The sequence below is a fragment of the Streptomyces sp. NPDC003393 genome, from assembly GCF_053589015.1.
This window is the reverse complement of record NZ_JBSFRB010000001.1, coordinates 1-21,511: the sequence shown is the minus strand read 5'-3', so window position 1 is coordinate 21,511 and position 21,511 is coordinate 1. Positions and strand designations below refer to the sequence as shown.

Below are 21,511 nucleotides of genomic sequence, written 5' to 3'. Positions count from 1 at the left end.
TCACTGCGGGCGCGGCCTCACCGCGGACGCGACGATGACGTCCGGCGCACCGCGAGCGCGCCCCCGAGCGGCGGAACCGGCACGGGCCGCATGTCCGCAGTACCCCCATGGCGCACGATGACGCGGAGAGCCACTGCTGACGGCCCACGCCGCCGGTGGCCCGTGCCCCCTGACCGACACCGGGCGGCCACGGGGCGTCACACCGGCCGGCGCGGCGCGGCGGCGCGGGGCCCGGTCAGTGGCGGGCCCGGCGGGTGGCCGCGTCGCGGATGCGGTCGAGGGGGCCCCACAGCTGGGTGGTGAGTCTGACGAGCGGGGCCGAGGCCGGGGCCGCGGGGCGCGGCCGGGTCGGTGCCGCCGCCCTGGTCTCCCGTACCTTCGCGCCCAGGTCCCGCAGGACATCGGCGGGGCACAGCGCCTGGAGCCGGGGGAACAGCAGCTGCTCCGCCTCGACGATGTGCCGGGTCACCCGGGTGATCAACGACAGCAGCAGCTCCACGAACTCCTCACCGGCCGGATCGGCACCCTCCAGCGCCTTCAGCAGCTCTTCGATGTGCCGCAGTTCGCGCAGCTCTCCCTCGACCCGGCCGTCGCCGTCCGGCAGGAAGCGGCGGACCGCCGGGTACAGATGGGCCCGCACCGCCGTCGCATGACGCACCAGTTCCCGGGCGGCGCGCTCCACCAGGGCCAGGCGCTCTGCGGAGCCGGACGGTGCGGCCCGGATCCCGTCGAAGAGGGACCGGATCCTGGTGTGGTCCTCCGTCAGCTCCTCCACGATGCCGCCTCGACTGTCCAATGCAGCTCCTTGCCGGAGCGCCGTCCACTGGGCGCTCCTGGTGCGTCCCGGCCGCGCCGGGCCGAAGGGTCGTCGGGGTCGTAGGGGTCGTTCAGTGGAAATGGGGGCGCGCCCGGCATGCCTGCGGCATGCGATCGCGCCGTACACCCAAGATTGAAACACCCGACAGGCGGGCGCCCCCGGGCCCGCCGCGCCGTCCGGGCTGGCCGGCGGCAGCCCGGACGGTCACACGAGGAGCGTGATGCGGGCGTGCTGATGCGGCGCCGCAAGGCGAGAGTCGAAGCCAGGGCCCGGCAGGCGGCTTTCCAGACCTATGTCGCGGCCGACCGGCGCGCGCCCGTGTCCGAGCTGGCCGGGCAGCTGCTGCGCAAGGCCTTCCCCGACCACTGGTCGTTCCTCCTCGGCGAGATCGCCCTGTACAGCTTCGTCGTCCTGGTGCTCACCGGCTCCTTCCTGACGCTCTTCTTCGATCCGAGTCTGGCCGAGGTGCGCTACACCGGCTCCTACGGGCCGCTGCGGGGCCTGCTGGTCTCCAAGGCGTACGAGTCGACCCTCCAGCTGAGCTTCGACGTGCGCGGCGGCCTGCTGATGCGGCAGATGCACCACTGGGCCGCCCTGGTGTTCGTGGCGGCCCTGGGCGTGCACATGCTGCGGATCTTCTTCACCGGCGCCTTCCGCAGACCGCGCGAGCTCAACTGGACCGTGGGCGTGACGCTGTTCCTGCTGGCGCTGCTGGAGGGATTCGCCGGCTACTCCCTCCCGGACGACCTGCTGTCCGGCACGGGACTGCGCACCGCCAACACGATCGTGGAGTCGATCCCGGTGGTCGGGACCTATCTCGCCTTCTTCGCGTGGGGCGGCCCCTTCCCGGGCGACGCGCTCACGAAACGGCTGTACATCGTCCACGTGCTGTTCGTGCCGGGCCTGCTGATCGCCCTGATCGCCGTGCACCTGTTCATGGTGGTCTACCTGAAACACACCCAGTGGTCCGAGGAGGGCAGGACCAACCGCAACGTGGTGGGACAGCCCATGTTCCCCGCGTTCGTGGGCAAGTCGATCGGGCTGTCGCTGATCGTCTTCGGGGTGCTCGCCGTCATGGGGGCGATCGCCCAGATCAACCCCATCTGGGCCTTCGGACCGTACGTCCCCGACCAGGTGTCCACCGACGCCCAGCCGGACTGGTACGTCGGGTTCCTGGAGGGCGCGCTGCGGCTGATGCCCGGAGTGGAGTGGAACGTCGCCGGGCACACCTTCATGTGGAACGTACTGCTCCCGGCGGTGGTGCTGCCGGGACTGCTCTTCCTGGTGCTCTACTGCTATCCCGTCTTCGAACGCTGGGTCACCGGGGACCTGGTGGAGCACCATCTGTGCGACCGGCCGCGGGACCGCCCCGTGCGCACCGGGCTCGGCGTCGCGGCGATCGTCTGGTACGCCGTGCTGCTGCTCGCGGGCGGCAACGACGTGATCGCCACCGTGTTCCTGGTCTCCGTCAACGGCCTCACCTGGATCTTCCGGGTGCTGCTGTTCGTCGGTCCGGTGCTCGCGTACCTGATCACCAGACGCGTCTGTCTCGCTCTCCAGATGCACGAACGGCGGCTGCTGGAGGAAGGCGAGGAGACCGGCGAGGTCTACCAGGATCTCCCGGGCGGCATGGCCGAGAGCCACGAAGGACTCGACCGGCGCCGCCGCTACAAACTTCTGGTCAGGGACATTCCGCTGCCGCTGGCGTACCCCGGGCGCGACGCCCCGCTGCGCCGCCGGCTCCAGGCCCGGCTCAGCGCCTGGTACTACGGTGAGCGGGTGGATGTGCCGACGACGGGCGAGGAGCGTCTCCAGATCACCGGCCGCACGGCCGACCCGGTGGCGGGCGGGGCCGGTTCTTCGCAGGAGTGAACGCCCGTTCCCCAGGCAAGTGACGCTCCTGATCCCCACGACAGCCATGGTGGTGCCGTGTCCACGCCTGAGCACGCGGACACGGCGTCCTGCTGCGGGTCACCTCCGGGCGTCGCCCCGGCGCGCCTTGCCGATGGTCATCCCCATGGCGGCAAGACCCAGCACCACGGTCACCGCGCCGACCCAGCAGTTGTTCCAGATGATGCCCGCCCGCGCGGTGTGCAGGAAGGTCACCACCCAGGGCGAGATGAACAGCCACACGCCGAGTGGAACGAGCGCCCACGCCAGCCGGAACATGCGTTCCGGGGCCAGCGCCAGGCCGAGCCCGATCACACCGATGGTGATGCCTACGATCAGGTTGTTGACGGTGATGGCGGGCTGGACCGAGAAGTGCACGACCCAGGGGGAGATCGCGGCGTAGAGGCCTGTCAGCACGATCAGGCCCTCGACGGCCATCGCCGGGCCGCTCGAAGCGGTGCGTTCGAGCCGTTCCCGCATCTCCGCCATCTCGGGATGCGCACCCATCGTCTCCGGATGGGCGCCCACGTCACTGGAGCGATGTGGATACGACATTGCTGTCGTCTCCTCTCCGAAGGGGAGTCTTTGCCTTATGCAAGGGTTCCCCTGTTCAGATGACTTATGCCGTTTTTATGTCGATTTCACAGGATTCCTGGCCGGGGGAGACGGCTCGCGGTGGGCGGCCGGACTCAGGCGGTGTCACGCCCCACGAACTCGAACACCATGCCGAGCAGCCCGACGGCGAAAATTCCGAATCCGATCATGAAGAGCCAGAAGCCGTAGATGACGCCGACGGCGCACACGGTCACTCCGGCGGCGGTGATCACCGGGTTTCTGCTGTGCGGCGGGAAGAAGTCGACGCGACCGCTGCGTTCCCGGATCTCCCCGGTCGGCCGGTCCTCGGGCCGCTGACCCTTGCGCCGGTGGTTGATCAGGCAGAAGAAGGCGATCAGTGACGCCATGAGGCAGGCCACGGTCAGCGCGGCGATCCCGGCGGGCTCCCGGGCGAACCAGATGTAGGCCGCGTCCGTGAGGGCGAAGAACACGGCCACGCCGCCGAAGAGGTAGGCCTCGGACTTCATTCGCTCTGCCCTCCCATGGTGTCGGGCGTGGCTTCCACGGCTCCGTGCTCCGCCGGCGGCAACTCCCGCACGATCTCCGGGTGATGCAGGTCGAAGGCCGGGGAGTCGGAGCGGATGCGGGGCAGCTCCGTGAAGTTGTGCCGGGGCGGCGGACACGACGTCGCCCACTCCAGCGACCGGCCGTACCCCCACGGGTCGTCCACCTCCACCTTCGTCCCGTAGCGGGCGGTCTTCCACAGGTTGTACAGGAAGGGGAACGTGGACAGGCCGATGAGGAAGGCGCCGATCGACGAGATGGTGTTCAGGGCGGTGAACCCGTCGGCCGCGAGGTAGTCGGCGTAGCGCCGGGGCATGCCCTCCGCGCCGAGCCAGTGCTGGACGAGGAAGGTGGTCTGGAAGCCGACGAACAGCGTCCAGAAATGGATCTTCCCCAGCCGCTCGTCGAGCAGTTTGCCCGTCATCTTCGGCCACCAGAAGTAGAACCCGCCGAAGGTCGCGAAGACGATCGTCCCGAAGAGCACGTAGTGCAGATGGGCCACGATGAAGTAACTGTCGGTCACATGGAAGTCCAGCGGCGGGGAGGCGATGAGGACACCGCTGAGCCCGCCGAGCAGGAAGGTGACCATGAAGCCGAGCGACCACAGCATCGGTGTCTCGAAGGAGAGACTGCCCTTCCACATGGTGCCGATCCAGTTGAAGAACTTCACCCCCGTGGGGATGGCGATCAGGAACGACATCAGGGAGAAGAACGGCAGCAGGACCCCGCCCGTGGCGAACATGTGGTGGGCCCAGACGGTGGCCGACAGCATGGTGATCGAGATGGTCGCGCCCACCATGCCCACGTAGCCGAAGACCGGTTTGCGACTGAACACCGGGATGATCTCCGTGACCACACCGAAGAACGGCAGGGCGACGATGTAGACCTCCGGGTGGCCGAAGAACCAGAACAGGTGCTGCCACAGCAGCGGACCGCCGTTGGCGGAGTCGTAGATGTGGGCGCCCAGCTTGCGGTCGGCCTCCAGCGCCAGCAGCGCCGCGGTGAGCACCGGGAAGGCGGGCAGCACCAGGATCGAGGTGAACAGCACGTTCCAGGTGAACAGCGGCATCCGGAACATGGTCATGCCCGGCGCGCGCAGGCACATGATCGTGGCGATGAAGTTGACGGCGCCCAGCGTGGTGCTCAGACCCGCGACCACCAGCCCCATGGCCCACAGGTCCCCGCCGTGGCCGGGGCTGTGCTCGGCGTTGTTCAGCGGCGCGTAGGCGAACCAGCCGAACGGCGCCGCCCCGTTGTCGACCGCGAACCCGGACAGCACGGTCAGCCCGCCGAACAGGAAGAACCAGTAGGTGAGGGCGTTCAGCCGGGGGAAGGCGACGTCGGGGGCGCCGATCTGGAGCGGCATGATGGCGTTGGAGAACCCGGCGAACGTGGGCGTCGCGAACAGCAGCATCATGATCGTGCCATGGATCGTGAACAGCTGGTTGTACTGGTCGTTGTCCATGATCTGCAGGCCCGGCCGGGCCAGTTCGGCCCGCATGAACATCGCCATGATGCCGGCGGCCAGGAAGAAGCCGAACGCCGTGACCAGGTACATACTGCCGATCTTCTTGTGATCGGTGGTGGTCAGATAGTCCCGGATCCTCTCGCCCGTACGGCCCCGGGGCGGCCGCGCGGTGTGCCGCGGCTCGTCCACTCCGGGATGAGTCTGTGACATGAGCGCCCTCCACGCGCTTCGACGGGCCGGTCCGGACGCCCGGACCTGCCCGGCGGACGGTCTGCTGCGACAAGCCCTAACCGCCGGACGGACGCGCGGAGGGACCGGAGCGGGGAGCCGACCTGGTGTGGATGTACAGCTCCCGTCGGTCCCCGACGGGGAGCCGGGGCGGCAGGGGCAGCTCGTAGCGGACCGGGCGGCGGTGGTCGGCGAGCTGGCGGCGCGGGTTGTAGACGTGGTTGAACTTCCACAGCATGCGCGCGAAGTTGGTCTGTCCGTGCGCCAGCCGGCCGGCGAGCACCCGCGCCGCGCCGAACGCGGTGCGCAGACCCAGGTGCTTGCGGTTGATCACCGACTGGGTGCGCACCAGCTCCTCGTAGAACCGGTCCAGCGGCAGCGTGGTGGGGACCACGGCGTGCTGGATGTCGAACAGACGGTAGTCGCGGGTGGTCAGCCGGCGCGACTCGGTGTGCCAGATCTCGGTGCCCGGATAAGGGGTCATCACCGTCAGGTGCACGATCTCCGGGACCGACAGGGCGAACTCGCGCACCAGCCGGAAGCGTTCGGTGTCCCAGGCCGGATCCACGATCAGATTGATGGCGACGTTGATGCCCAGCCGCCGAGCGGTCTGCAGGGCACGGAAGTTGTCGTCCGGGTTGACGCGCTTGCGGAACAGGTCCAGACCCTCGGCGTCCAGGGCCTCCATGCCCAGGAACATGTAGCGCAGGCCCAGCCGGGTCCACCGTTCGAACACCTCGGTGTGGCGCAGCAGCACGTCCGCGCGGGTCTCCAGGTAGTACTGCTTGCGGACCCGCCGGCGCTCCAGTTCGGCGGCGATGGCGTCGCCGTGCTCGGGACGGATGAACGCCACGTCGTCGACGATGAACACGTTGGGTTCGGCGATGGATGCCAGCTCCTCGGCGGCGGCCTCCGGGCTGGCCTTGCGATAGCTGCGCCCGTAGAACGTCCAGGCCGAACAGAACGAGCAGTCCCAGGGGCAGCCCCGGGTGAACTCCATGGAGGCGCACGGATCCAGCTCACCGATGAAGTAGCGGCGCCGATGGCTCATCAGGTCCCGGGCCGGCCGCGGGGAGTCGATGCTGTGCAGCATGCGCGGGGCCGGCCCGTGCCCGTCGGTGGTGACGATCCCGGGCACCTCCCGCAGGCCACCGTCGCGCACCGCCTCCAGCAGCGGCGCCATCGCCGGCTCCCCCTCACCCCGCACCACGGCGTCCACGGCGCCCCGCGCCTGGCGCAGCACGTCGTCGGCCACGAAGGAGACGCTGTGCCCGCCGAAGAAGACGAAGCAGTCCGGCAGCGCCTGCTTCACGGCCCGGGACAGGTCGATGGCCTCGGGAATGTTGGCCAGGTAGTTCAGCGAGAAGCCGAGGACCTGCGGCCGGAAGGAGTGCACCACCCGGCGCAGGTCCCGGTGCCTGAGGACCTGCAGATCGACGACCCGTACCTCATGTCCTGCTTCGCGGGCCGCGGCGGCCACCCGCTCCAGGCCGAGCGGTTCCAGCCTGAGGAAGATCTCCGAGTACATCAGGGCACTGGGATGGACGAGCAGGACGCGCATGGATCACCTCGGGTTCCGCGGCGGGATGCGGGGGAGCGGCCACGCGAGGCGGTACGGGCAACGGCACCCGGTGCTTCCCCGGCCTTCCCGTCGGTGGACGACTTCGCCCGGCGTCCATGACGGGTCGTGACAGGCGCACGGCGTACTTCATTCGGTCCCGTTCCCGCCGGGCTTCATGCGGGCCTTCCCCCGGCTGCCGCACACGTTCCGTCTCACGGGGGACCCGGCCGGTGTGGCGGCCGGCGGCGGGACGACCCGGGCGGGCGGGAGCGGGCCGACCGCCTCCCGCGACGTTTACGGACCCCCGCACGGGTCACCCGCGGGTGACGACGCGAGGACGACGGCCGAGGGTGGCGAGGGAGCGTGTGATGGCGGTGACCGACGGCTCGGAACCGGGCGCCCGGCCGCCGCTCGAAGCCTGCCGCGTCGAAGCCGTTGACGTGCACGCGTTCGAGCTGCCCACCGACGGCCCCGACGGCAGGGAGCAGGACGGCACCCTGGAGTGGACCTCCACCACCATGGTCCTGTGCCGGGTGCACGCGGGTGGGCGCACGGGCATCGGTTACACCTACGGCGACGTGTCGCTCGCCACCTTCCTGTCGGGCACGCTCGCCCCTCTGCTCGAGGGACGGCCGGCCTCCTCGCCGCCCGCGCTGTGGGAGCTGATGGGCAGGCGGATCCGCAACGCCGGCCGCCCCGGAGCCGGGTTCATGGCGGTGTCCGCCGCCGACGTCGCTCTGTGGGACCTCAAGGCCAGGCTGTTGGACCTGCCGCTGGTCCACGTCCTCCCGGCCTGCCACGACCGGGTCCCGGTCTACGGCAGCGGCGGCTTCACCAACTACTCGCTGACCCGCCTCACCGAGCAGCTCACCGCCTGGACCGAACAGGGCATCCCCCGTGTGAAGCTGAAGACCTCACGGGACCCCGACCGCGACCCGCAGCGGCTGACCGCGGTCCGCCGGGCGATCGGTCCCGGACCCGAGCTGTTCACCGACGCCAACGGGGCCCTCGGCCGCAAGGAGGCGCTGTACTGGGCGCACAGGTTCCACGACGAGTGGGACGTGCGCTGGTTCGAGGAACCGGTCAGCTCCGCGGACATCGAAGGCCTGCGGGCCCTGCGCCGCGGCGGGCCGCCCCGGCTGGAGATCGCCGCGGGCGAGTACGCGTACACCACACGGGACTTCGTGAACCTGGTGGACGCCGAGGCGGTGGACTGCCTCCAGGCGGACGTCACCCGCTGCGGCGGCATCACCGGCGTGCTGGAGGCCGCCGGCCTCGCGGCCGCCCGGCACCTGGACCTGTCCGCGCACTGCGCGCCGGCGGTCTCCGCCCACGCCTTCTGCGCCGTGCGCCGACTGCGGCACCTGGAGTACTTCCACGACCACGTCCGCTTCGAGCGGCTGGTGTTCGACGGCACGCTGCCGCCCGTCGACGGCACCCTGCGCCCCGACACCGGCCGGCCGGGCCTCGGCCTGGAGGTCAAATGGGCCGACGCCGAGCCGTACCGCGTCCACGGGCAGCGACCCGACTGACCCGGATCGGGCCGGGCGACGTGGGCCCGGAGGAGAAAGGGGGCCCGTGGGGGCCCGGGCAGCCGCACCGACCGGCCTTCCGGTCAACTCTGCTCAACATCAAGGGAGATGGTGTGCCAGACTGCGGTGATCGTCGTTTCCGCCCGACATCCACCGCACCCGTTCGACGGAGGAGCCCGCCATGGCGACCGGAGCCCCCGACCTCCCGGCCCCGCAGATGGACACCAGCAAGGCGCACCCTGCACGGGTGTACGACTGGCTGCTCGGCGGCAAGGACAACTACCCCGCGGACGAGGCCGTCGGGCGCATGCTGCCGCCCGAGGCGCGCGACGGCGCCCGGCAGAACCGCGCGTTCATGCACCGCGCGGCCGCCTGGCTCGCGGGGCAGGGCATGGACCAGTTCCTCGACATCGGCACGGGCATTCCCACCGAGCCGAACCTGCACCAGATCGTCCAGCGAGTGGTGCCCACCGCGAAGGTCGTCTACACGGACAACGATCCGATCGTGCTGCGGCACGCCGAGGCCCTGCTGGTCAGCGGGCCGGCGGGGACGACCGACTACATCGAGGCCGATGTGCGCCGACCGGAGCGGATCCTCGAGCACGCGCGCAAGGTGCTCGACTTCGAACGCCCCGTGGCGCTGTCGCTGATCGCGCTGCTGCACTTCCTCCCCGACGACCAGGAAGCCCACGCCATCGTGCGCGAGCTGGTCGACGCGCTTCCGTCGGGCAGCCACCTCGTGCTGACGCACGCCTCGTCCGACATCTTCCCGGAACTGGCGCGCCAGGTCACCGACGAGTACGCGAGGGGCGGCATCCGCCTCCGTTTCCGAAGCCGCCCGGAGTTCGCCCGCTTCTTCGAGGGACTGGAGCTCGTCGGCCCCGGCCTGGTCACGGCCCCCGAGTGGTTCACCGCGCCCCCCGTGCCGCGGTCCGAGGAGAGCGGGATCTACGCCGGCGTCGCTCGCGTCCCCTGACGCGGCGTGCGGGCCGCGAGGACACCGGACTTCCTCCCCTGCCCGAGGTGCGGGAAGTGAGCTCAGCCGTCAGCGCGGCGGCTGGTCGGGGCCCCGGTCCTGGTCGCGCATCTGTTCCCTGAGCCGCTCCTGGCCGGTGTCGACCTGGCTGCGGTACTTGCCCTGGGTGCGCTCGTCGATGTAGTCACCGCCCTTGTCGACGCCCTTACCGGCCTGCTCCTCGTGACCCTTCAGCAGCCCCTTGAGCTTGTCCATCATGCTCATCGCGTGCTCCTTACGGCGAGGGTTCCCTTCCAGCATGGCCGACCCCTCCCAGGGGCGCATCCGCAGCGGAGGCGGGGAGCCGGGAGGGTGCCGGGCATGGCCGGGAGGGGGGCGGACGGGTGCCGGACGGGGTGCCGGACAGGACGCGAGGCGGCGGGCCCCGGCCGGGCGGCGGCGTACCGGACCGTGTTCAGCGCACCGGGAATCCGAACGAGTACCCCTGCTGCCTCAGCCAGGGCAGCACCTCGCGCAGCGCCGCCACGGTCTGGGAGCGGTCGCCGCCCGCGTCGTGGAACAGGATGGTCGGACCGTTCGAGACCTCCGCGTGCACGGTGGCGACGATGGCCGCCGTACCGGGCCGCTCGAAGTCCTTGGTGTCCACGTTCCAGCCCAGCGGCCGCATCCCGTGGGACGCGGCGAGGCCGCGGCTGTACGGGGTGAAGGCGCCGCCCGGGGCCCGGTAGTACATGGGGCGGACGCCCCCGGACGCCTTGGTGATCATGCGTTCCGCGTCCAGGATCTGCTGCGACTGGTACGCCTGCGACTTGTGGTCCATGCCGGTGTCGTGCGCCACCGTGTGGTCGCACAGCCGGTGACCGGCCGCCACGACCGCCCGTACCAGGTCGGGGTGCGCCTGGGCCTGCGTGCCCACCATGCAGAACGTGGCCTTCACACCGTTGTCCCGCAGCACTTGCAGCACCCGCGGCGTCCACACCGGGTCGGGTCCGTCGTCGATGGTGATGTTGACGCCCCGGGCACCGCGGTCCGAGGCGTGGGCGATCGCCGCCGACACCTTGACCTTCGCCGAGCCCCCGGCCGGGGCCGCCGGCGCGGAGGGCCGCGCCGAGACGCCCGTCCTCGCATGCTGCTTCCCGGTGGGATCCGCCTGCGCGGTCCACACCGAGGTGGCGGCGGCCACCGCGGTCACCCCGATCGCCGCCGCGAGCACCCGACCGTGCCATCCCCGCCCCGCATGCCGCACCATGTCCGCCCCGCTCCTCGCCTTCCGTGTGCTTGTGCACCCGTCAGGACGGCACAACGGCCCTTCGGGATCCGTCTGTTACCGATCGGGGACATTTCCGGGGGGAACCCGCGACGGGCCGGGCCGGCCGGCCCCGTGGACGCCGACGAAGGGAGCCCATGGGAGCGGTCGGAGGGAGTCGTCCGAGGGAACCCGCGGGCGAGCACGGACGGCATCAGTGGCCCGGCTCACATGGCGTGACAGGGGTGTCGCCGACACCATGGTCTGCGTCACCGGCAGGCCGAAGGGATCCAGGATGTTCCGCAAGGTACTGGTCGCCAACCGGGGTGAGATCGCGATTCGCGCGTTCCGCGCCGGCTACGAACTGGGCGCGCGCACCGTCGCCGTCTTCCCGTACGAGGACCGCAACTCGCTGCACCGGCTGAAGGCCGACGAGGCCTACGAGATCGGCGAGCCGGGACACCCGGTGCGGGCCTACCTCTCCGTGGACGAGATCGTCCGCGCGGCGCGCCGGGCCGGCGCGGACGCCGTCTACCCCGGATACGGCTTCCTGTCCGAGAACCCCGAACTGGCCCGCGCCTGCCAGGAGGCGGGCATCACCTTCGTCGGCCCGGACGCCGCCACCCTGGAACTGACGGGGAACAAGGCCCGCGCGGTGGCGGCGGCGCGGGCGGCCGGCGTGCCGGTCCTCGGCTCCTCGGCCCCCTCCGACGACGTCGACGCACTCGTCCGCGCGGCCGAGGACATCGGCTTCCCCCTGTTCGTGAAGGCCGTCGCCGGCGGCGGCGGGCGCGGCATGCGCCGCGTCGAGGACCCGGCCGCGCTGCGGGAGTCCATCGAGGCGGCCTCCCGCGAGGCCGCCTCCGCGTTCGGCGACCCCACCGTGTTCCTGGAGAAGGCCGTCGTCGAACCCCGCCACATCGAGGTGCAGATCCTCGCCGACGGCCGGGGCGACGTCATCCACCTCTTCGAACGCGACTGCTCGGTGCAGCGCCGCCACCAGAAGGTCATCGAGCTCGCCCCGGCACCGAATCTCGACCCGGCGCTGCGCGACCGCATCTGCGCCGACGCGGTGCGCTTCGCCCGCGAGATCGGCTACCGCAACGCGGGCACGGTGGAGTTCCTCCTCGACCGCGAGGGCAACCACGTCTTCATCGAGATGAACCCGCGCATCCAGGTCGAGCACACGGTGACCGAGGAGGTCACCGACGTCGACCTGGTCCAGGCCCAGCTGCGCATCGCCGCCGGCGAGTCCCTGGCCGACCTCGGACTGACCCAGGACAGCGTCCGGTTGCGCGGCGCCGCCCTGCAGTGCCGCATCACCACCGAGGACCCGGCCAACGGCTTCCGTCCCGACACCGGCCGGATCAGCGCCTACCGCTCACCGGGCGGCTCGGGCATCCGGCTGGACGGCGGTACCACGCACGCCGGCACCGAGATCAGCGCCCACTTCGACTCCATGCTGGTCAAACTGACCTGCCGGGGACGGGACTTCAAGGCCGCCATCGGCCGCGCGCGGCGCGCCGTCGCCGAGTTCCGCATCCGCGGCGTCGCCACCAACATCCCGTTCCTCCAGGCCGTCCTGGACGACCCCGACTTCCAGGCGGGTCGGGTCACGACGTCGTTCATCCAGGAGCGGCCGCACCTGCTCACCGCCCGTTCCTCCGCCGACCGCGGCACCAAGCTGCTCACCTACCTCGCCGACGTCACCGTGAACAAGCCGCACGGCGAACGGCCCGAGTCGGTCGACCCGGTGACCAAGCTGCCGCCGCTGCCCGCCGGTGAAGCGCCCGCGGGCTCCCGGCAGCACCTGGTCGACCTCGGCCCCGAGGGCTTCGCCCGCCGGCTGCGCGAGGCGCCGACCATCGGCGTCACCGACACCACCTTCCGCGACGCCCACCAGTCGCTGCTCGCCACCCGCGTGCGTACCAAGGACCTCCTGGCCGTCGCCCCGGTCGTCGCCCGGACCCTGCCCGAGCTGCTCTCCCTGGAGTGCTGGGGCGGCGCGACCTACGACGTGGCGCTGCGCTTCCTCGCCGAGGACCCCTGGGAGCGGCTGGCCGCTCTGCGCGAGGCGGTGCCCAACATCTGCCTCCAGATGCTGCTGCGCGGCCGCAACACCGTCGGCTACACCCCGTACCCGGTAGAGGTCACCGACGCCTTCGTCCAGGAGGCCGCGGCCACCGGCATCGACATCTTCCGCGTCTTCGACGCCCTCAACGACGTCGACCAGATGCGCCCGGCCATCGACGCCGTGCGCGAGACCGGCACGGCCGTCGCCGAGGTCGCCCTGTGCTACACCGGAGACCTCTCCGACCCGGGCGAGCGCCTCTACACCCTGGACTACTACCTGCGTCTGGCCGAGCGGATCGTCGCGGCGGGCGCGCACGTGCTCGCGGTGAAGGACATGGCCGGACTGCTGCGCGCGCCGGCGGCGGCCAGGCTGGTGTCGGCGCTGCGCCGCGAGTTCGAGCGCCCGGTGCACCTGCACACCCACGACACCGCGGGCGGGCAGCTCGCCACCTACCTCGCCGCGATCCAGGCCGGCGCCGACGCGGTGGACGGCGCGGTCGCCTCGATGGCCGGCACCACCTCCCAGCCGTCGCTGTCGGCGATCGTCGCCGCCACCGACCACTCCGAGCACCCCACCGGCCTGGACCTCCAGGCGGTCGGGGACCTGGAGCCGTACTGGGAGAGCGTCCGCAGGATCTACGCCCCCTTCGAGGCGGGCCTGGCCTCGCCCACCGGTCGCGTCTACCACCACGAGATCCCCGGCGGCCAGCTGTCCAACCTGCGCACCCAGGCGGTCGCGCTGGGCCTCGGCGACCGCTTCGAGGACATCGAGGCGATGTACGCCGCCGCCGACCGCATCCTGGGGCGCCTGGTCAAGGTCACCCCGTCGTCCAAGGTGGTCGGCGACCTCGCCCTGCACCTGGTCGGCGCCGGGGTCGCGCCGGAGGACTTCGAGGAGACACCGGACCGGTTCGACATCCCCGACTCCGTCATCGGCTTCCTGCGCGGCGAGCTGGGCACCCCGCCCGGCGGCTGGCCGGAACCGTTCCGCACCAAGGCGCTGAAGGGCCGCGCGGACGCCAGGCCCGCGGCCGAGCTGACCGCCGAGGACCGCGAGGGCCTGGAGAAGTCCCGCCGCTCCACCCTCAACCGCCTGCTGTTCCCCGGACCGACACGTGACTTCGAGTCCCACCGCCAGGCCTACGGCGACACCAGCGTGCTGGACAGCAAGGACTTCTTCTACGGCCTGCGCCCCGCCAAGGAGTACGCCGTCGACCTCGAACCCGGCGTACGGCTGCTGATCGAGCTCCAGGCCATCGGCGAGGCCGACGAGCGCGGCATGCGCACCGTGATGTCCACGCTGAACGGCCAGCTGCGCCCGATCCAGGTGCGCGACACCGCCGCCGCGGCCGACGTGCCCGTGACGGAGAAGGCGGACCGTGCCAACCCCGGCCATGTGGCGGCGCCGTTCGCGGGTGTGGTGACACTCGCCGTGGTGGAGGGTGACGAGGTGGCGGCCGGGGCGACCGTGGCCACCATCGAGGCGATGAAGATGGAGGCGGCCATCACCGCCCCGACGTCGGGCCGCGTGACCCGGCTGGCCATCAACCGCATCCAGCAGGTGGAAGGCGGCGATCTGCTGATCGAGGTCTCCTGATCCACCGTCCGTGACGGGGAGCCGCCGCGGTGGGCCTGCCGCGGCGCCACCCCGTCAGGGGGCGTGGGGATCGGCCTTTCCACCGGTTCGCCCCGGCGTGCGGGGACGGCACGGCGAGGCCGGGTCGTCCCGATCGACGGGCCGGGTCGGTCCACGGCAGGGCCGGGCAGGCTCACCGGCCGGGTTCGTCCTCCAAGGAGCCCAGCCAGGCTCGGGCCGCGGCGGCCAGTGCGCCGATACCGGTGCTCAGGGTCGGCTCGACGACCGGCGCGAAGTGCGGGGAGTGGTTGGAGGGCTGGCCGCGCGCCACCTTCGCCAGATCCTCGAAGGTGCGGGCCGAGGCGAAGGCGGTGGGATCCGCACCGCCCAGCAGCCAGTAGACGCACGGGGCGCCGGCCGCCTGGGCCAGCAGGCCGACGTCCTCGCTGCCGGTGGCCGGACCGGGATCGATCAGGCGTGAGTCGCCCAGCGCGGCGGTGAGGGCCTGCCGGGTCCGCTCGGACGCCGCGGGGTCGTTGACCACCGCGGGGAACGACTCGGTGTACGCGATCTCCGGTTCCCGGGGCGCGCCGGAGGCGGCCGCCTCGCCGCGGACGATCCGCTCCACCGCCCGCAGCACGGCCTCGCGCACCCCCGGCTCGTAGGTCCGCACGCTGAGCAGCAGTTCGGCACGGTCCGGAATGATGTTGGGCTTCGTTCCGGCGTGCAGCGCGCCGACGGTGACGACCGCCGTGGAGGTGCCCGCCACCTCCCGGGAGACGACGCCCTGCAGGCGCTGCACCGTCGCGGCGGCCATGAGGACCGGGTCCACGCAGGCTTCCGGCCGTGACCCGTGGCCCCCGCGGCCGTGCAGCACGACGCGCAGCGAGTCGGCCGCGGCGAACGCCGGCCCCGGGTGCAGCCCGACGAAGCCCGCGGGCAGCGGTGACACATGCTGCCCGAGCACGACCTCCGGCCGGCCGAACCGGTCGTACAGCCCGTCGTCGATCATGGCCCGGGCGCCCCCGCCGACCTCCTCGGCCGGCTGGAAGACCAGCAACAGGGTGCCCCGCCAGGCATCCCGGCGGGCCGCCAGTTCGGCCGCCGCGCCCAGCAGACAGGTGACGTGCATGTCGTGGCCGCAGGCGTGCATGACGGGCACCGCGCGCCCGTCGGTGTCGGTCGCCCGGGCCGTGCTGGCGTACGGCAGACCCGTCTGCTCCCGCACCGGCAGGGCGTCCATGTCGGCGCGCACCGCGACCGTCGGCCCCTCGCCGCCGCGCAGGACACCGACCACGCCGGTACCGCCGACGCCGGTGGTCGTCTCGTAGCCCGCGGCGCGCAGCCGCTCGGCGACGACACGGGCGGTGCGGTGCTCGGCGAAGGCGAGCTCGGGATGAGCGTGCAGGTCGCGGTAGACCTCGGCGAGGCCGTCGAGGCCGGGCCGCGGGGACGGTCTGCTGGGCATCGTGCCACCTTCCGATACGGGTCCGGATCCGGCGGTGCCGCCAGGGAGTGCCACCCGGCTCAACATACCGAGAACGTGATCTCCCGGCCCGGCCAGGACGGGGGGCCTCTCCGGGGCCTCGTTCGCACACCGCGACAGCGCGCCGCCGCCGGTCCGGGCCGGGCGCCGTGGGCACGCCCACGTGGCCCGGCCCGGGGATTCACCCGCCGCCCGGTCCGCGATTCACCCGCTCGCCTCGTCCCGGGCCCGGTTGCGGGCCGCCATCACGGCGTACACGACGACGCCCGCGAACAGGAACAGCACGCCCTGGTAGACGGCGGCGTAGCCGGCGCCCGCGACGAGCCACATCGAGAAGGCGGCCGCGATCGAGGCGATCACGGCGTCCCGCACCAGCCGGGCCCGGTCGACCATGTCCCGGCGCCCGGCGACGAGGTGGAACAGCTGCGCCGCGGTGGCCAGCAGGTACGGCACCGTCGCCGTGAACGTGGTGACGAGGACCAGGACCTGGAAGACCTTCGCCGAGCCGGAGGTGTAGTTGTAGACGGTGAGCAGAGAGGCGAGGACGACGGCGACGGCCACTCCGAAGGTCGGAACGCCCCGCCGGCGGCGCCCGAAGGCGGCCGGGAACAGGCCGTCCTGTGCGGCGGCGTACGGGGTCTGGGCGCTCAGCAGCGTCCAGCCGTTGAGACAGCCGGTCATCGACACCAGCGCGGCGACCGCGACGGCCGAGCCGCCCCAGGCGCCGCCGAACATGGCGTTGACGGCGTCCGAGAACGGCGCGGCGGACTCCACCAGCCGGCCGTGCGCGACCGTGCCGAAGACCGACAGGGTGCCCAGCAGGTAGACGAGGGCGGCTCCCATAGTGCCGATGACGGTGGCGCGGCCCACGTTGCGCCGCGGGTCCTTCACCTCGCCCGCGCTGACCGCGGCGGACTCCACACCGAGGTAGGAGAAGAGCAGGAGCGCGGCGGAGGCGGACACCGCGCCGACCGCGCTGCCGCCGCCGGCGTTGAAGGGACCGAGGTTGTGCGGGTCGAAGAAGAACAGCCCGCCGACCGCGACGAGCAGCAGGGGCACGAACTTCAGCACCGTGGAGACCAACTGGACGGCGCCCACGTAGCGGGTGCCCGCGAAGTTGGCGAGCGCCGGCAGCCACTGGAGGGCGAGCGCGGCCAGGCACGCGCTCCAGCGGTGGTCGTTCACCGGCACCAGCACGTCGAGGTAGCCGACGGCGGCGACGGCGAGCGCCGCGTTCGACACCCAGGTGGTGATCCAGTACGCCCAGGCGGCCAGGAAGCCGGCGAAGTCGCCGAAGGCCCCGCGGGCGTAGACGTAGGGTCCGCCGGTGCGCGGGTCGCGTTCGGCGAGCCGGCCGAAGACGAGCGCGAGGGTGATCGCGCCGACGGTCAGGACGCCGAAGGCGACCAGGCTGACCGTGCCGTACGGGGCGACGGAGGCCGGGAGCAGGAAGATGCCGCCGCCGATGATGTTGCCCATGACCAGCGCGGTCGCCACGGGCAGGCCGAAGCGGCGGGCGTGCCGGTCGGTGCCGCGCGTGCCGGCGCCGGTGGTCGAGGGGGCCGTCGGACCACCGCTGATCACGGGATCGACGGTGGGGGAGGGGGCCGCGGGGGTGTCCTGCGGGGCCGGAGCCGACTGCTCGGCGGTCCCGGTGACGTGCATGGGGTGGTGCGCCTCTCTTCGAACTGGTGCCCGGGATCGCCGGACGGACCTATGGTCCGGCATCGGTCGTCATGACTCCAAATCGCCTCGTTTCGTTTCGTATGGAGGGGTGCGACACCGCAAAACGTGCGCCGGCGTGGACTCGAAGACGGCACATGTCCGGATCGCGGGGTCTCGGCCGACGTGGGAGAGGTCCAGTGGACGGGGTGCGGGTGAGGTGCCGCCGGGGCGCGAGTGGGGCACGCGAGGGCGCGATGAGGGGGGACGCCACAGGATGATCTAGCGTGGGCGTCATGCCCGATATGTCGCACGGGGAACACGGCCGCCCGCCCACCGTGGGCGAGCGCTGGGCCGCCTTCCGGGAGTCGCCGTGTCTGCCCGCGACGGTCCTGACGCTGATCATCGCCGCCGCGGCCGGACTCTTCGCCGGCTCCTACACGTACGCCATGGCCAACCCCACCCCGCACACCATCCCCACCGCGGTCGTCGGCGCCCACGACCAGCCCGGTGCCCGGCGGTTCGTGGCCGGTATGGAGAAGGCCCTGGCGGCCTCGCTGAAGTTGCAGTCCTACGACACCCTCGGCGCGGCGGAGGAAGCCGTCGACGACCAGAAGGTGTTCGCCGTGCTGGACGTCCCCACGGCCGCGGACGACGTCACGCTCTACGTGTCCAGCGCCACCGGGGCCACGGTCGCCCAGGTACTGGTGGAGTCGGCGGCGAAGGTCGGCCGCGCCACCGGCGCGCCCGTCGCCATCCGCGACCTGAAGCCCTTGCAGCGGGGTGATCCGCACGGGCTGGCGATCTTCTACATCTCGCTCGCGGCGGTGATCGTCGGCTTCGTCGGGGCCATCCAGCTCAACGTGCAGGCCTCCGGGCTGAACCCGCTCGGGCGCATCGCCTACACCGCCGCCTACTCGCTGCTCGGCGGATTCGTGATCGCCGCGGTGGTGGACTGGCTGCTCGGCGCCCTGCGTCTGCCCTTCGCCCATTCCTGGATGATCCTGGCGCTGACCATGTTCACCTCCGGCATGGTCGCCACGATGTTCATCACCCTGTTCGGACGCTGGGCCATGATCCCGACATGGGGCCTGATGGTCCTGCTGGGCAACCCCTCCTCGGGCGGCGCGGTCTCCTGGCCGCTGCTGCCGTCCCCGCTCGGCGTCATCGGCCGCTGGCTGCCGCCCGGCGCATCGGTGAACGCCCAGCACACGGCCGTGTACTTCGCCGGGCACCAGCACGCCTTCCCCTTCCTGGTCCTCGCTGCCTGGGCCCTCGTCTCCTGCGCCGTCTTCTGGATCTGGCGGCACCGCCACCCCGGCGGCCGCGAAGACCCTCCCGCCCACGCCGCCCCCTGACGGCCGTCCATGACGCCGGAGGTCATCGATCCCGCACTGTCCCCCGTGCCACGATCGTCGCCGTGAGAAGGCCGAGCGACCGACCGGAGGACACCATGCCCGCCTACGCCATCGCCCACTTGCGCGAAGCCGCCCCGCACCCGGAGATCGCCGAGTACATCGAACGCATCACGGACACCTTCGCACCGTACGGCGGACGCTTCCTCGTGCACGCCACCCAGCACGAGGTGAAGGAGGGCAACTGGCCCGGACACGTCGTGGTGATCGCCTTCCCCGGGATCGGCGAGGCACGGGCCTGGTGGGACTCGCCCGCCTACCAGCAGATCGCACCGCTGCGTTCACGCCACGTCGAGGGCGACATCATCCTCGTCCCGGGCGTCCCCGACGGCTACGACCCGGCCACCACGGCGAAGGCGATGCGGGAGTCGCTGCCCGGCGGCCGGTGACTCACCGTCCGCACCGGCCCGCCGCGTCGCCGTCCGCGGCGGCCGAACGGGCCGAACGCGCCAGCCACTCCTGGTAGGCCGGCGCCAGGCGCGCCACCTCCCAGTAGGCCTCCTCCAACTCGGCGTAGGCGCGGTCCAGTTCCCGCTCGGAGCGGGCCGCGAGCAGCAGCCGTACGCCGATCGGGTCACCTTCCAGCGGCCGCACGGCGAGGTCGGGGCGCGGGTGCGCGGTCGGCTGGATGACCGTGACGACCTCGCCGGTGGCGGCCAGCGAGTACGCGGTGAGGTAGTCGCCGTGCACCAGGTCGGGTTCGAGCCCTGCCGCACGCAGCACCCGGCACAGGGCGTCCCATTCACCGTCGACCGTGGAGTCGACCATCCAGCGCTCGCCGTCGAGGTCGGCCGGCCGCACCTCGCGTCGCGCGGCCGCCGGATGGTCCGCGGCGAACGTGACGAACTGCGGCTCCCGCTCCACCAGCACCCGCAGACAGAGCCCGCGCGGGACGCGCAGCGGACTGCCCTCGACCTCATGCACGAAGGCGAGGTCGAGCCGGCCCGCCGCGACCATGCCCAACAGGGAGTTCGCGGACACGTCCATCTGGAGCACCGGCTCAATCCCGGGCAGCCGGGCCCGCAGCCGGCGCAGCCAGCCCGGCAGGGCCCGGCTCGCGGTGGCGCCGATGCGCAGCAGGGTCCCGCCGGCGGCGCGTGCCGCCGCCGCCCTGGTGTCGGTGACGATCGCCGCGAACTCGGCGACGAGGGGCCGGGCGCGGCTCAGGACGAGGTGCCCGAGCGGGGTGGGGCGGCAGCCGCTGCGGGCGCGCATGAACAACTGGGCGCCGAGGGCCTGCTCGATGCGGCGCAACTGCGTGCTCAACGAGGGCTGGGCCACGCCCAGTTCCCGAGCCGCTTTGTGCAGGCTGCCCAGGTCGGCGATGGCGCAGAGCGCGCGTAGGTGCCTCACCTCGAGCTCCATGGAGGGAGCGTAGGGCGGATGTGCGGCGCCCCACCAGATGTTCACATCGCGACGAAACCGCACGAGTCGGCCGGCTGATAGCCCGGCGCTATCCCCAATTGCCATCATCCGCAGGCCCGTTGGTCTCCCCGAGACTCATGTGCAACCGATCGTTCCACCCCACAGAACGAGAAGGAGCCCCCACATGATCTCGTCCCGCACGGGCGCACGGTTCGCGAAGACCTCCAGACGACTCGTCGCCCTGGCGCTCGGCCTCGGTCTGGCCTCCGCCGCACTGGGCACCGCGAGCCCGGCGAGCGCCCGGACGGCCGCCCACCCGGCGCCGGCCGGCTCGACCCCGGGCGTCGCCGCCCGCTACGCCGGCACGGCCGAGGACGCCGCGAACAACAAGGCGTTCTTCGACGCCGTGCTGAAGTCGGTCGCCCGGAAGCAGACCGCCCACCCGAATCTGAAGTCGGTGACGGTCTACTACAACGCCTCGCAGGCACCGAGTTTCCGCTCGCAGATATCCAGCGCCGCGTCCATCTGGAACAGCTCCGTGTCGAACGTGAAGCTCCAGGCCACCTCGTCGGGCGCGGACTTCGCCTACTACGAGGGCAGCGACCCGCGCGGCTCCTACGCCTCCACCGACGGCCACGGCCGCGGGTACATCTTCCTCGACTACGCGCAGAACCGGCAGTACGACTCGATCCGGGTCGCCGCCCACGAGACCGGTCATGTGCTGGGTCTGCCCGACCACTACAGCGGCCCGTGCAGCGAGCTGATGTCGGGCGGAGGTCCCGGCCCGTCCTGCACCAACCGCTACCCCGACGCGACCGAGCGGTCCCGCGTGAACCAGCTGTGGGCCTTCGGCCTGGCCAAGGCCCTGTCCGCCGTGAACACCAGGCGGTGACGGCGCCCGGAGTGGCACAGGCGTGATCCGTCCGTTCCGCCGCCACGCCGCACCGGGAGAGGCCGACAGGTGCGATTCGGGCGTGGCCGCGCCTGCGCGACCGGACCGGCCGGCCCGGGCCGCGGCGTTCGGGTGAAGAGGGCCTGTGTGCCCGGTGCTCGGAGAAGTGCAAGAGGTACGGCGTGGGCGGGAACCCGTTGTGCCG

Annotated in this window: 17 protein-coding genes; 7 read left to right on the top strand and 10 right to left on the bottom strand. The window is 72.0% G+C overall.

Translation table 11 applies throughout. The features are described from left to right. Nucleotides 1-235: 235 nt before the first annotated feature. Complete coding sequence (locus tag ACWDUZ_RS00085) at nucleotides 236-796, bottom strand: hemerythrin domain-containing protein (RefSeq protein ID WP_451629445.1); 561 nt, start codon at nucleotides 794-796, stop codon at nucleotides 236-238. 249 nt (nucleotides 797-1,045) lie between these two features. Here ACWDUZ_RS00085 and qcrB point away from each other — a divergent pair, with 249 nt between their 5' ends. Continuing rightward, nucleotides 1,046-2,689, top strand: a complete 1,644-nt coding sequence (gene qcrB, locus ACWDUZ_RS00080; RefSeq protein ID WP_451629444.1) for a cytochrome bc1 complex cytochrome b subunit — start codon at nucleotides 1,046-1,048, stop codon at nucleotides 2,687-2,689. A gap of 99 nt (nucleotides 2,690-2,788) precedes the next feature. Here the strand turns inward: qcrB and ACWDUZ_RS00075 are convergent, their stop codons facing one another. The 4 genes from ACWDUZ_RS00075 to hpnR all read right to left on the bottom strand — a co-directional run bounded on the left by ACWDUZ_RS00075 (nucleotide 2,789) and on the right by hpnR (nucleotide 7,083). After that, a complete protein-coding gene (locus ACWDUZ_RS00075; RefSeq protein ID WP_451629443.1) occupies nucleotides 2,789-3,262 on the bottom strand; it encodes an SPW repeat protein in 474 nt (157 codons plus the stop codon). 134 nt (nucleotides 3,263-3,396) lie between these two features. After that, the gene (ctaF, locus tag ACWDUZ_RS00070; protein ID WP_451629442.1) at nucleotides 3,397-3,789 is read right to left on the bottom strand and encodes an aa3-type cytochrome oxidase subunit IV; all 393 of its coding nucleotides are present in this window, start codon (nucleotides 3,787-3,789) and stop codon (nucleotides 3,397-3,399) included. Beyond that, nucleotides 3,786-5,504 (bottom strand): aa3-type cytochrome oxidase subunit I, encoded by a 1,719-nt coding sequence (gene ctaD / locus ACWDUZ_RS00065; protein ID WP_451629441.1) that lies wholly within the window; start codon nucleotides 5,502-5,504, stop codon nucleotides 3,786-3,788. The genes ctaF and ctaD overlap by 4 nt, the downstream gene beginning before the upstream one ends. A gap of 76 nt (nucleotides 5,505-5,580) precedes the next feature. Continuing rightward, nucleotides 5,581-7,083 carry a hopanoid C-3 methylase HpnR gene (hpnR, locus tag ACWDUZ_RS00060; RefSeq protein ID WP_451629440.1) on the bottom strand — a complete coding sequence of 501 codons (1,503 nt, stop codon included), beginning with the start codon at nucleotides 7,081-7,083 and terminating at the stop codon, nucleotides 5,581-5,583. Between the two features lie 368 nt (nucleotides 7,084-7,451). Here hpnR and ACWDUZ_RS00055 point away from each other — a divergent pair, with 368 nt between their 5' ends. Next, a complete protein-coding gene (locus ACWDUZ_RS00055; protein WP_451629439.1) occupies nucleotides 7,452-8,615 on the top strand; it encodes an enolase C-terminal domain-like protein in 1,164 nt (387 codons plus the stop codon). Between the two features lie 181 nt (nucleotides 8,616-8,796). Next, complete coding sequence (locus ACWDUZ_RS00050; protein ID WP_451629438.1) at nucleotides 8,797-9,591, top strand: SAM-dependent methyltransferase; 795 nt, start codon at nucleotides 8,797-8,799, stop codon at nucleotides 9,589-9,591. Between the two features lie 69 nt (nucleotides 9,592-9,660). On the opposite strand, the gene ACWDUZ_RS00045 is transcribed toward ACWDUZ_RS00050, so the two are convergent. After that, on the bottom strand, nucleotides 9,661-9,855 hold the full coding sequence (locus ACWDUZ_RS00045) for an antitoxin (RefSeq protein WP_451629437.1): 195 nt from the start codon (nucleotides 9,853-9,855) through the stop codon (nucleotides 9,661-9,663). Between the two features lie 190 nt (nucleotides 9,856-10,045). Further along, nucleotides 10,046-10,840, bottom strand: a complete 795-nt coding sequence (locus ACWDUZ_RS00040) for a polysaccharide deacetylase family protein (protein ID WP_451629436.1) — start codon at nucleotides 10,838-10,840, stop codon at nucleotides 10,046-10,048. 292 nt (nucleotides 10,841-11,132) lie between these two features. Between ACWDUZ_RS00040 and ACWDUZ_RS00035 the strand changes: the two genes are divergently transcribed. Next, entirely contained in the window at nucleotides 11,133-14,507 is a 3,375-nt protein-coding gene (locus ACWDUZ_RS00035) for a pyruvate carboxylase (RefSeq protein WP_451629435.1), read from the top strand. Nucleotides 14,508-14,679: 172 nt separating this feature from the next. Here ACWDUZ_RS00035 and ACWDUZ_RS00030 read toward each other — a convergent pair whose 3' ends face one another. Together ACWDUZ_RS00030 and ACWDUZ_RS00025 are read right to left on the bottom strand one after the other, a co-directional pair. After that, a complete protein-coding gene (locus tag ACWDUZ_RS00030; protein WP_451629434.1) occupies nucleotides 14,680-15,954 on the bottom strand; it encodes an amidohydrolase in 1,275 nt (424 codons plus the stop codon). A gap of 222 nt (nucleotides 15,955-16,176) precedes the next feature. Then, nucleotides 16,177-17,637, bottom strand: a complete 1,461-nt coding sequence (locus tag ACWDUZ_RS00025) for an amino acid permease (protein ID WP_451629433.1) — start codon at nucleotides 17,635-17,637, stop codon at nucleotides 16,177-16,179. Between the two features lie 302 nt (nucleotides 17,638-17,939). Between ACWDUZ_RS00025 and ACWDUZ_RS00020 the strand changes: the two genes are divergently transcribed. Together ACWDUZ_RS00020 and ACWDUZ_RS00015 are read left to right on the top strand one after the other, a co-directional pair. Further along, on the top strand, nucleotides 17,940-18,992 hold the full coding sequence (locus ACWDUZ_RS00020) for an ABC transporter permease (RefSeq protein WP_451629799.1): 1,053 nt from the start codon (nucleotides 17,940-17,942) through the stop codon (nucleotides 18,990-18,992). Between the two features lie 95 nt (nucleotides 18,993-19,087). Next, the gene (locus tag ACWDUZ_RS00015) at nucleotides 19,088-19,438 is read left to right on the top strand and encodes a DUF1330 domain-containing protein (RefSeq protein WP_451629798.1); all 351 of its coding nucleotides are present in this window, start codon (nucleotides 19,088-19,090) and stop codon (nucleotides 19,436-19,438) included. A gap of 1 nt (nucleotide 19,439) precedes the next feature. Here ACWDUZ_RS00015 and ACWDUZ_RS00010 read toward each other — a convergent pair whose 3' ends face one another. Then, complete coding sequence (locus ACWDUZ_RS00010) at nucleotides 19,440-20,414, bottom strand: LysR family transcriptional regulator (protein ID WP_451629432.1); 975 nt, start codon at nucleotides 20,412-20,414, stop codon at nucleotides 19,440-19,442. A gap of 184 nt (nucleotides 20,415-20,598) precedes the next feature. On the opposite strand from ACWDUZ_RS00010, the gene snpA reads away from it, so the two are divergent. Then, nucleotides 20,599-21,306, top strand: coding sequence for a snapalysin (snpA, locus tag ACWDUZ_RS00005; RefSeq protein ID WP_451629431.1), 708 nt, complete (start codon nucleotides 20,599-20,601; stop codon nucleotides 21,304-21,306). Nucleotides 21,307-21,511: the final 205 nt, after the last annotated feature.

What these genes read in the sequence shown, in the direction of transcription:
- ACWDUZ_RS00045 (WP_451629437.1), bottom strand. Translation starts at nt 9,855, where the DNA reads ATGAGCATGATGGACAAGCTCAAGGGGCTGCTGAAGGGTCACGAGGAG.
- ACWDUZ_RS00030 (WP_451629434.1), bottom strand. Translation starts at nt 15,954, where the DNA reads ATGCCCAGCAGACCGTCCCCGCGGCCCGGCCTCGACGGCCTCGCCGAG.
- hpnR (WP_451629440.1), bottom strand. Translation starts at nt 7,083, where the DNA reads ATGCGCGTCCTGCTCGTCCATCCCAGTGCCCTGATGTACTCGGAGATC.
- snpA (WP_451629431.1), top strand. Translation starts at nt 20,599, where the DNA reads ATGATCTCGTCCCGCACGGGCGCACGGTTCGCGAAGACCTCCAGACGA.
- ACWDUZ_RS00055 (WP_451629439.1), top strand. Translation starts at nt 7,452, where the DNA reads ATGGCGGTGACCGACGGCTCGGAACCGGGCGCCCGGCCGCCGCTCGAA.
- ctaF (WP_451629442.1), bottom strand. Translation starts at nt 3,789, where the DNA reads ATGAAGTCCGAGGCCTACCTCTTCGGCGGCGTGGCCGTGTTCTTCGCC.
- ACWDUZ_RS00020 (WP_451629799.1), top strand. Translation starts at nt 17,940, where the DNA reads ATGTCGCACGGGGAACACGGCCGCCCGCCCACCGTGGGCGAGCGCTGG.
- ACWDUZ_RS00050 (WP_451629438.1), top strand. Translation starts at nt 8,797, where the DNA reads ATGGCGACCGGAGCCCCCGACCTCCCGGCCCCGCAGATGGACACCAGC.
- ACWDUZ_RS00010 (WP_451629432.1), bottom strand. Translation starts at nt 20,414, where the DNA reads ATGGAGCTCGAGGTGAGGCACCTACGCGCGCTCTGCGCCATCGCCGAC.
- ctaD (WP_451629441.1), bottom strand. Translation starts at nt 5,504, where the DNA reads ATGTCACAGACTCATCCCGGAGTGGACGAGCCGCGGCACACCGCGCGG.
- ACWDUZ_RS00075 (WP_451629443.1), bottom strand. Translation starts at nt 3,262, where the DNA reads ATGTCGTATCCACATCGCTCCAGTGACGTGGGCGCCCATCCGGAGACG.
- ACWDUZ_RS00040 (WP_451629436.1), bottom strand. Translation starts at nt 10,840, where the DNA reads ATGGTGCGGCATGCGGGGCGGGGATGGCACGGTCGGGTGCTCGCGGCG.
- ACWDUZ_RS00025 (WP_451629433.1), bottom strand. Translation starts at nt 17,637, where the DNA reads ATGCACGTCACCGGGACCGCCGAGCAGTCGGCTCCGGCCCCGCAGGAC.
- ACWDUZ_RS00035 (WP_451629435.1), top strand. Translation starts at nt 11,133, where the DNA reads ATGTTCCGCAAGGTACTGGTCGCCAACCGGGGTGAGATCGCGATTCGC.
- ACWDUZ_RS00015 (WP_451629798.1), top strand. Translation starts at nt 19,088, where the DNA reads ATGCCCGCCTACGCCATCGCCCACTTGCGCGAAGCCGCCCCGCACCCG.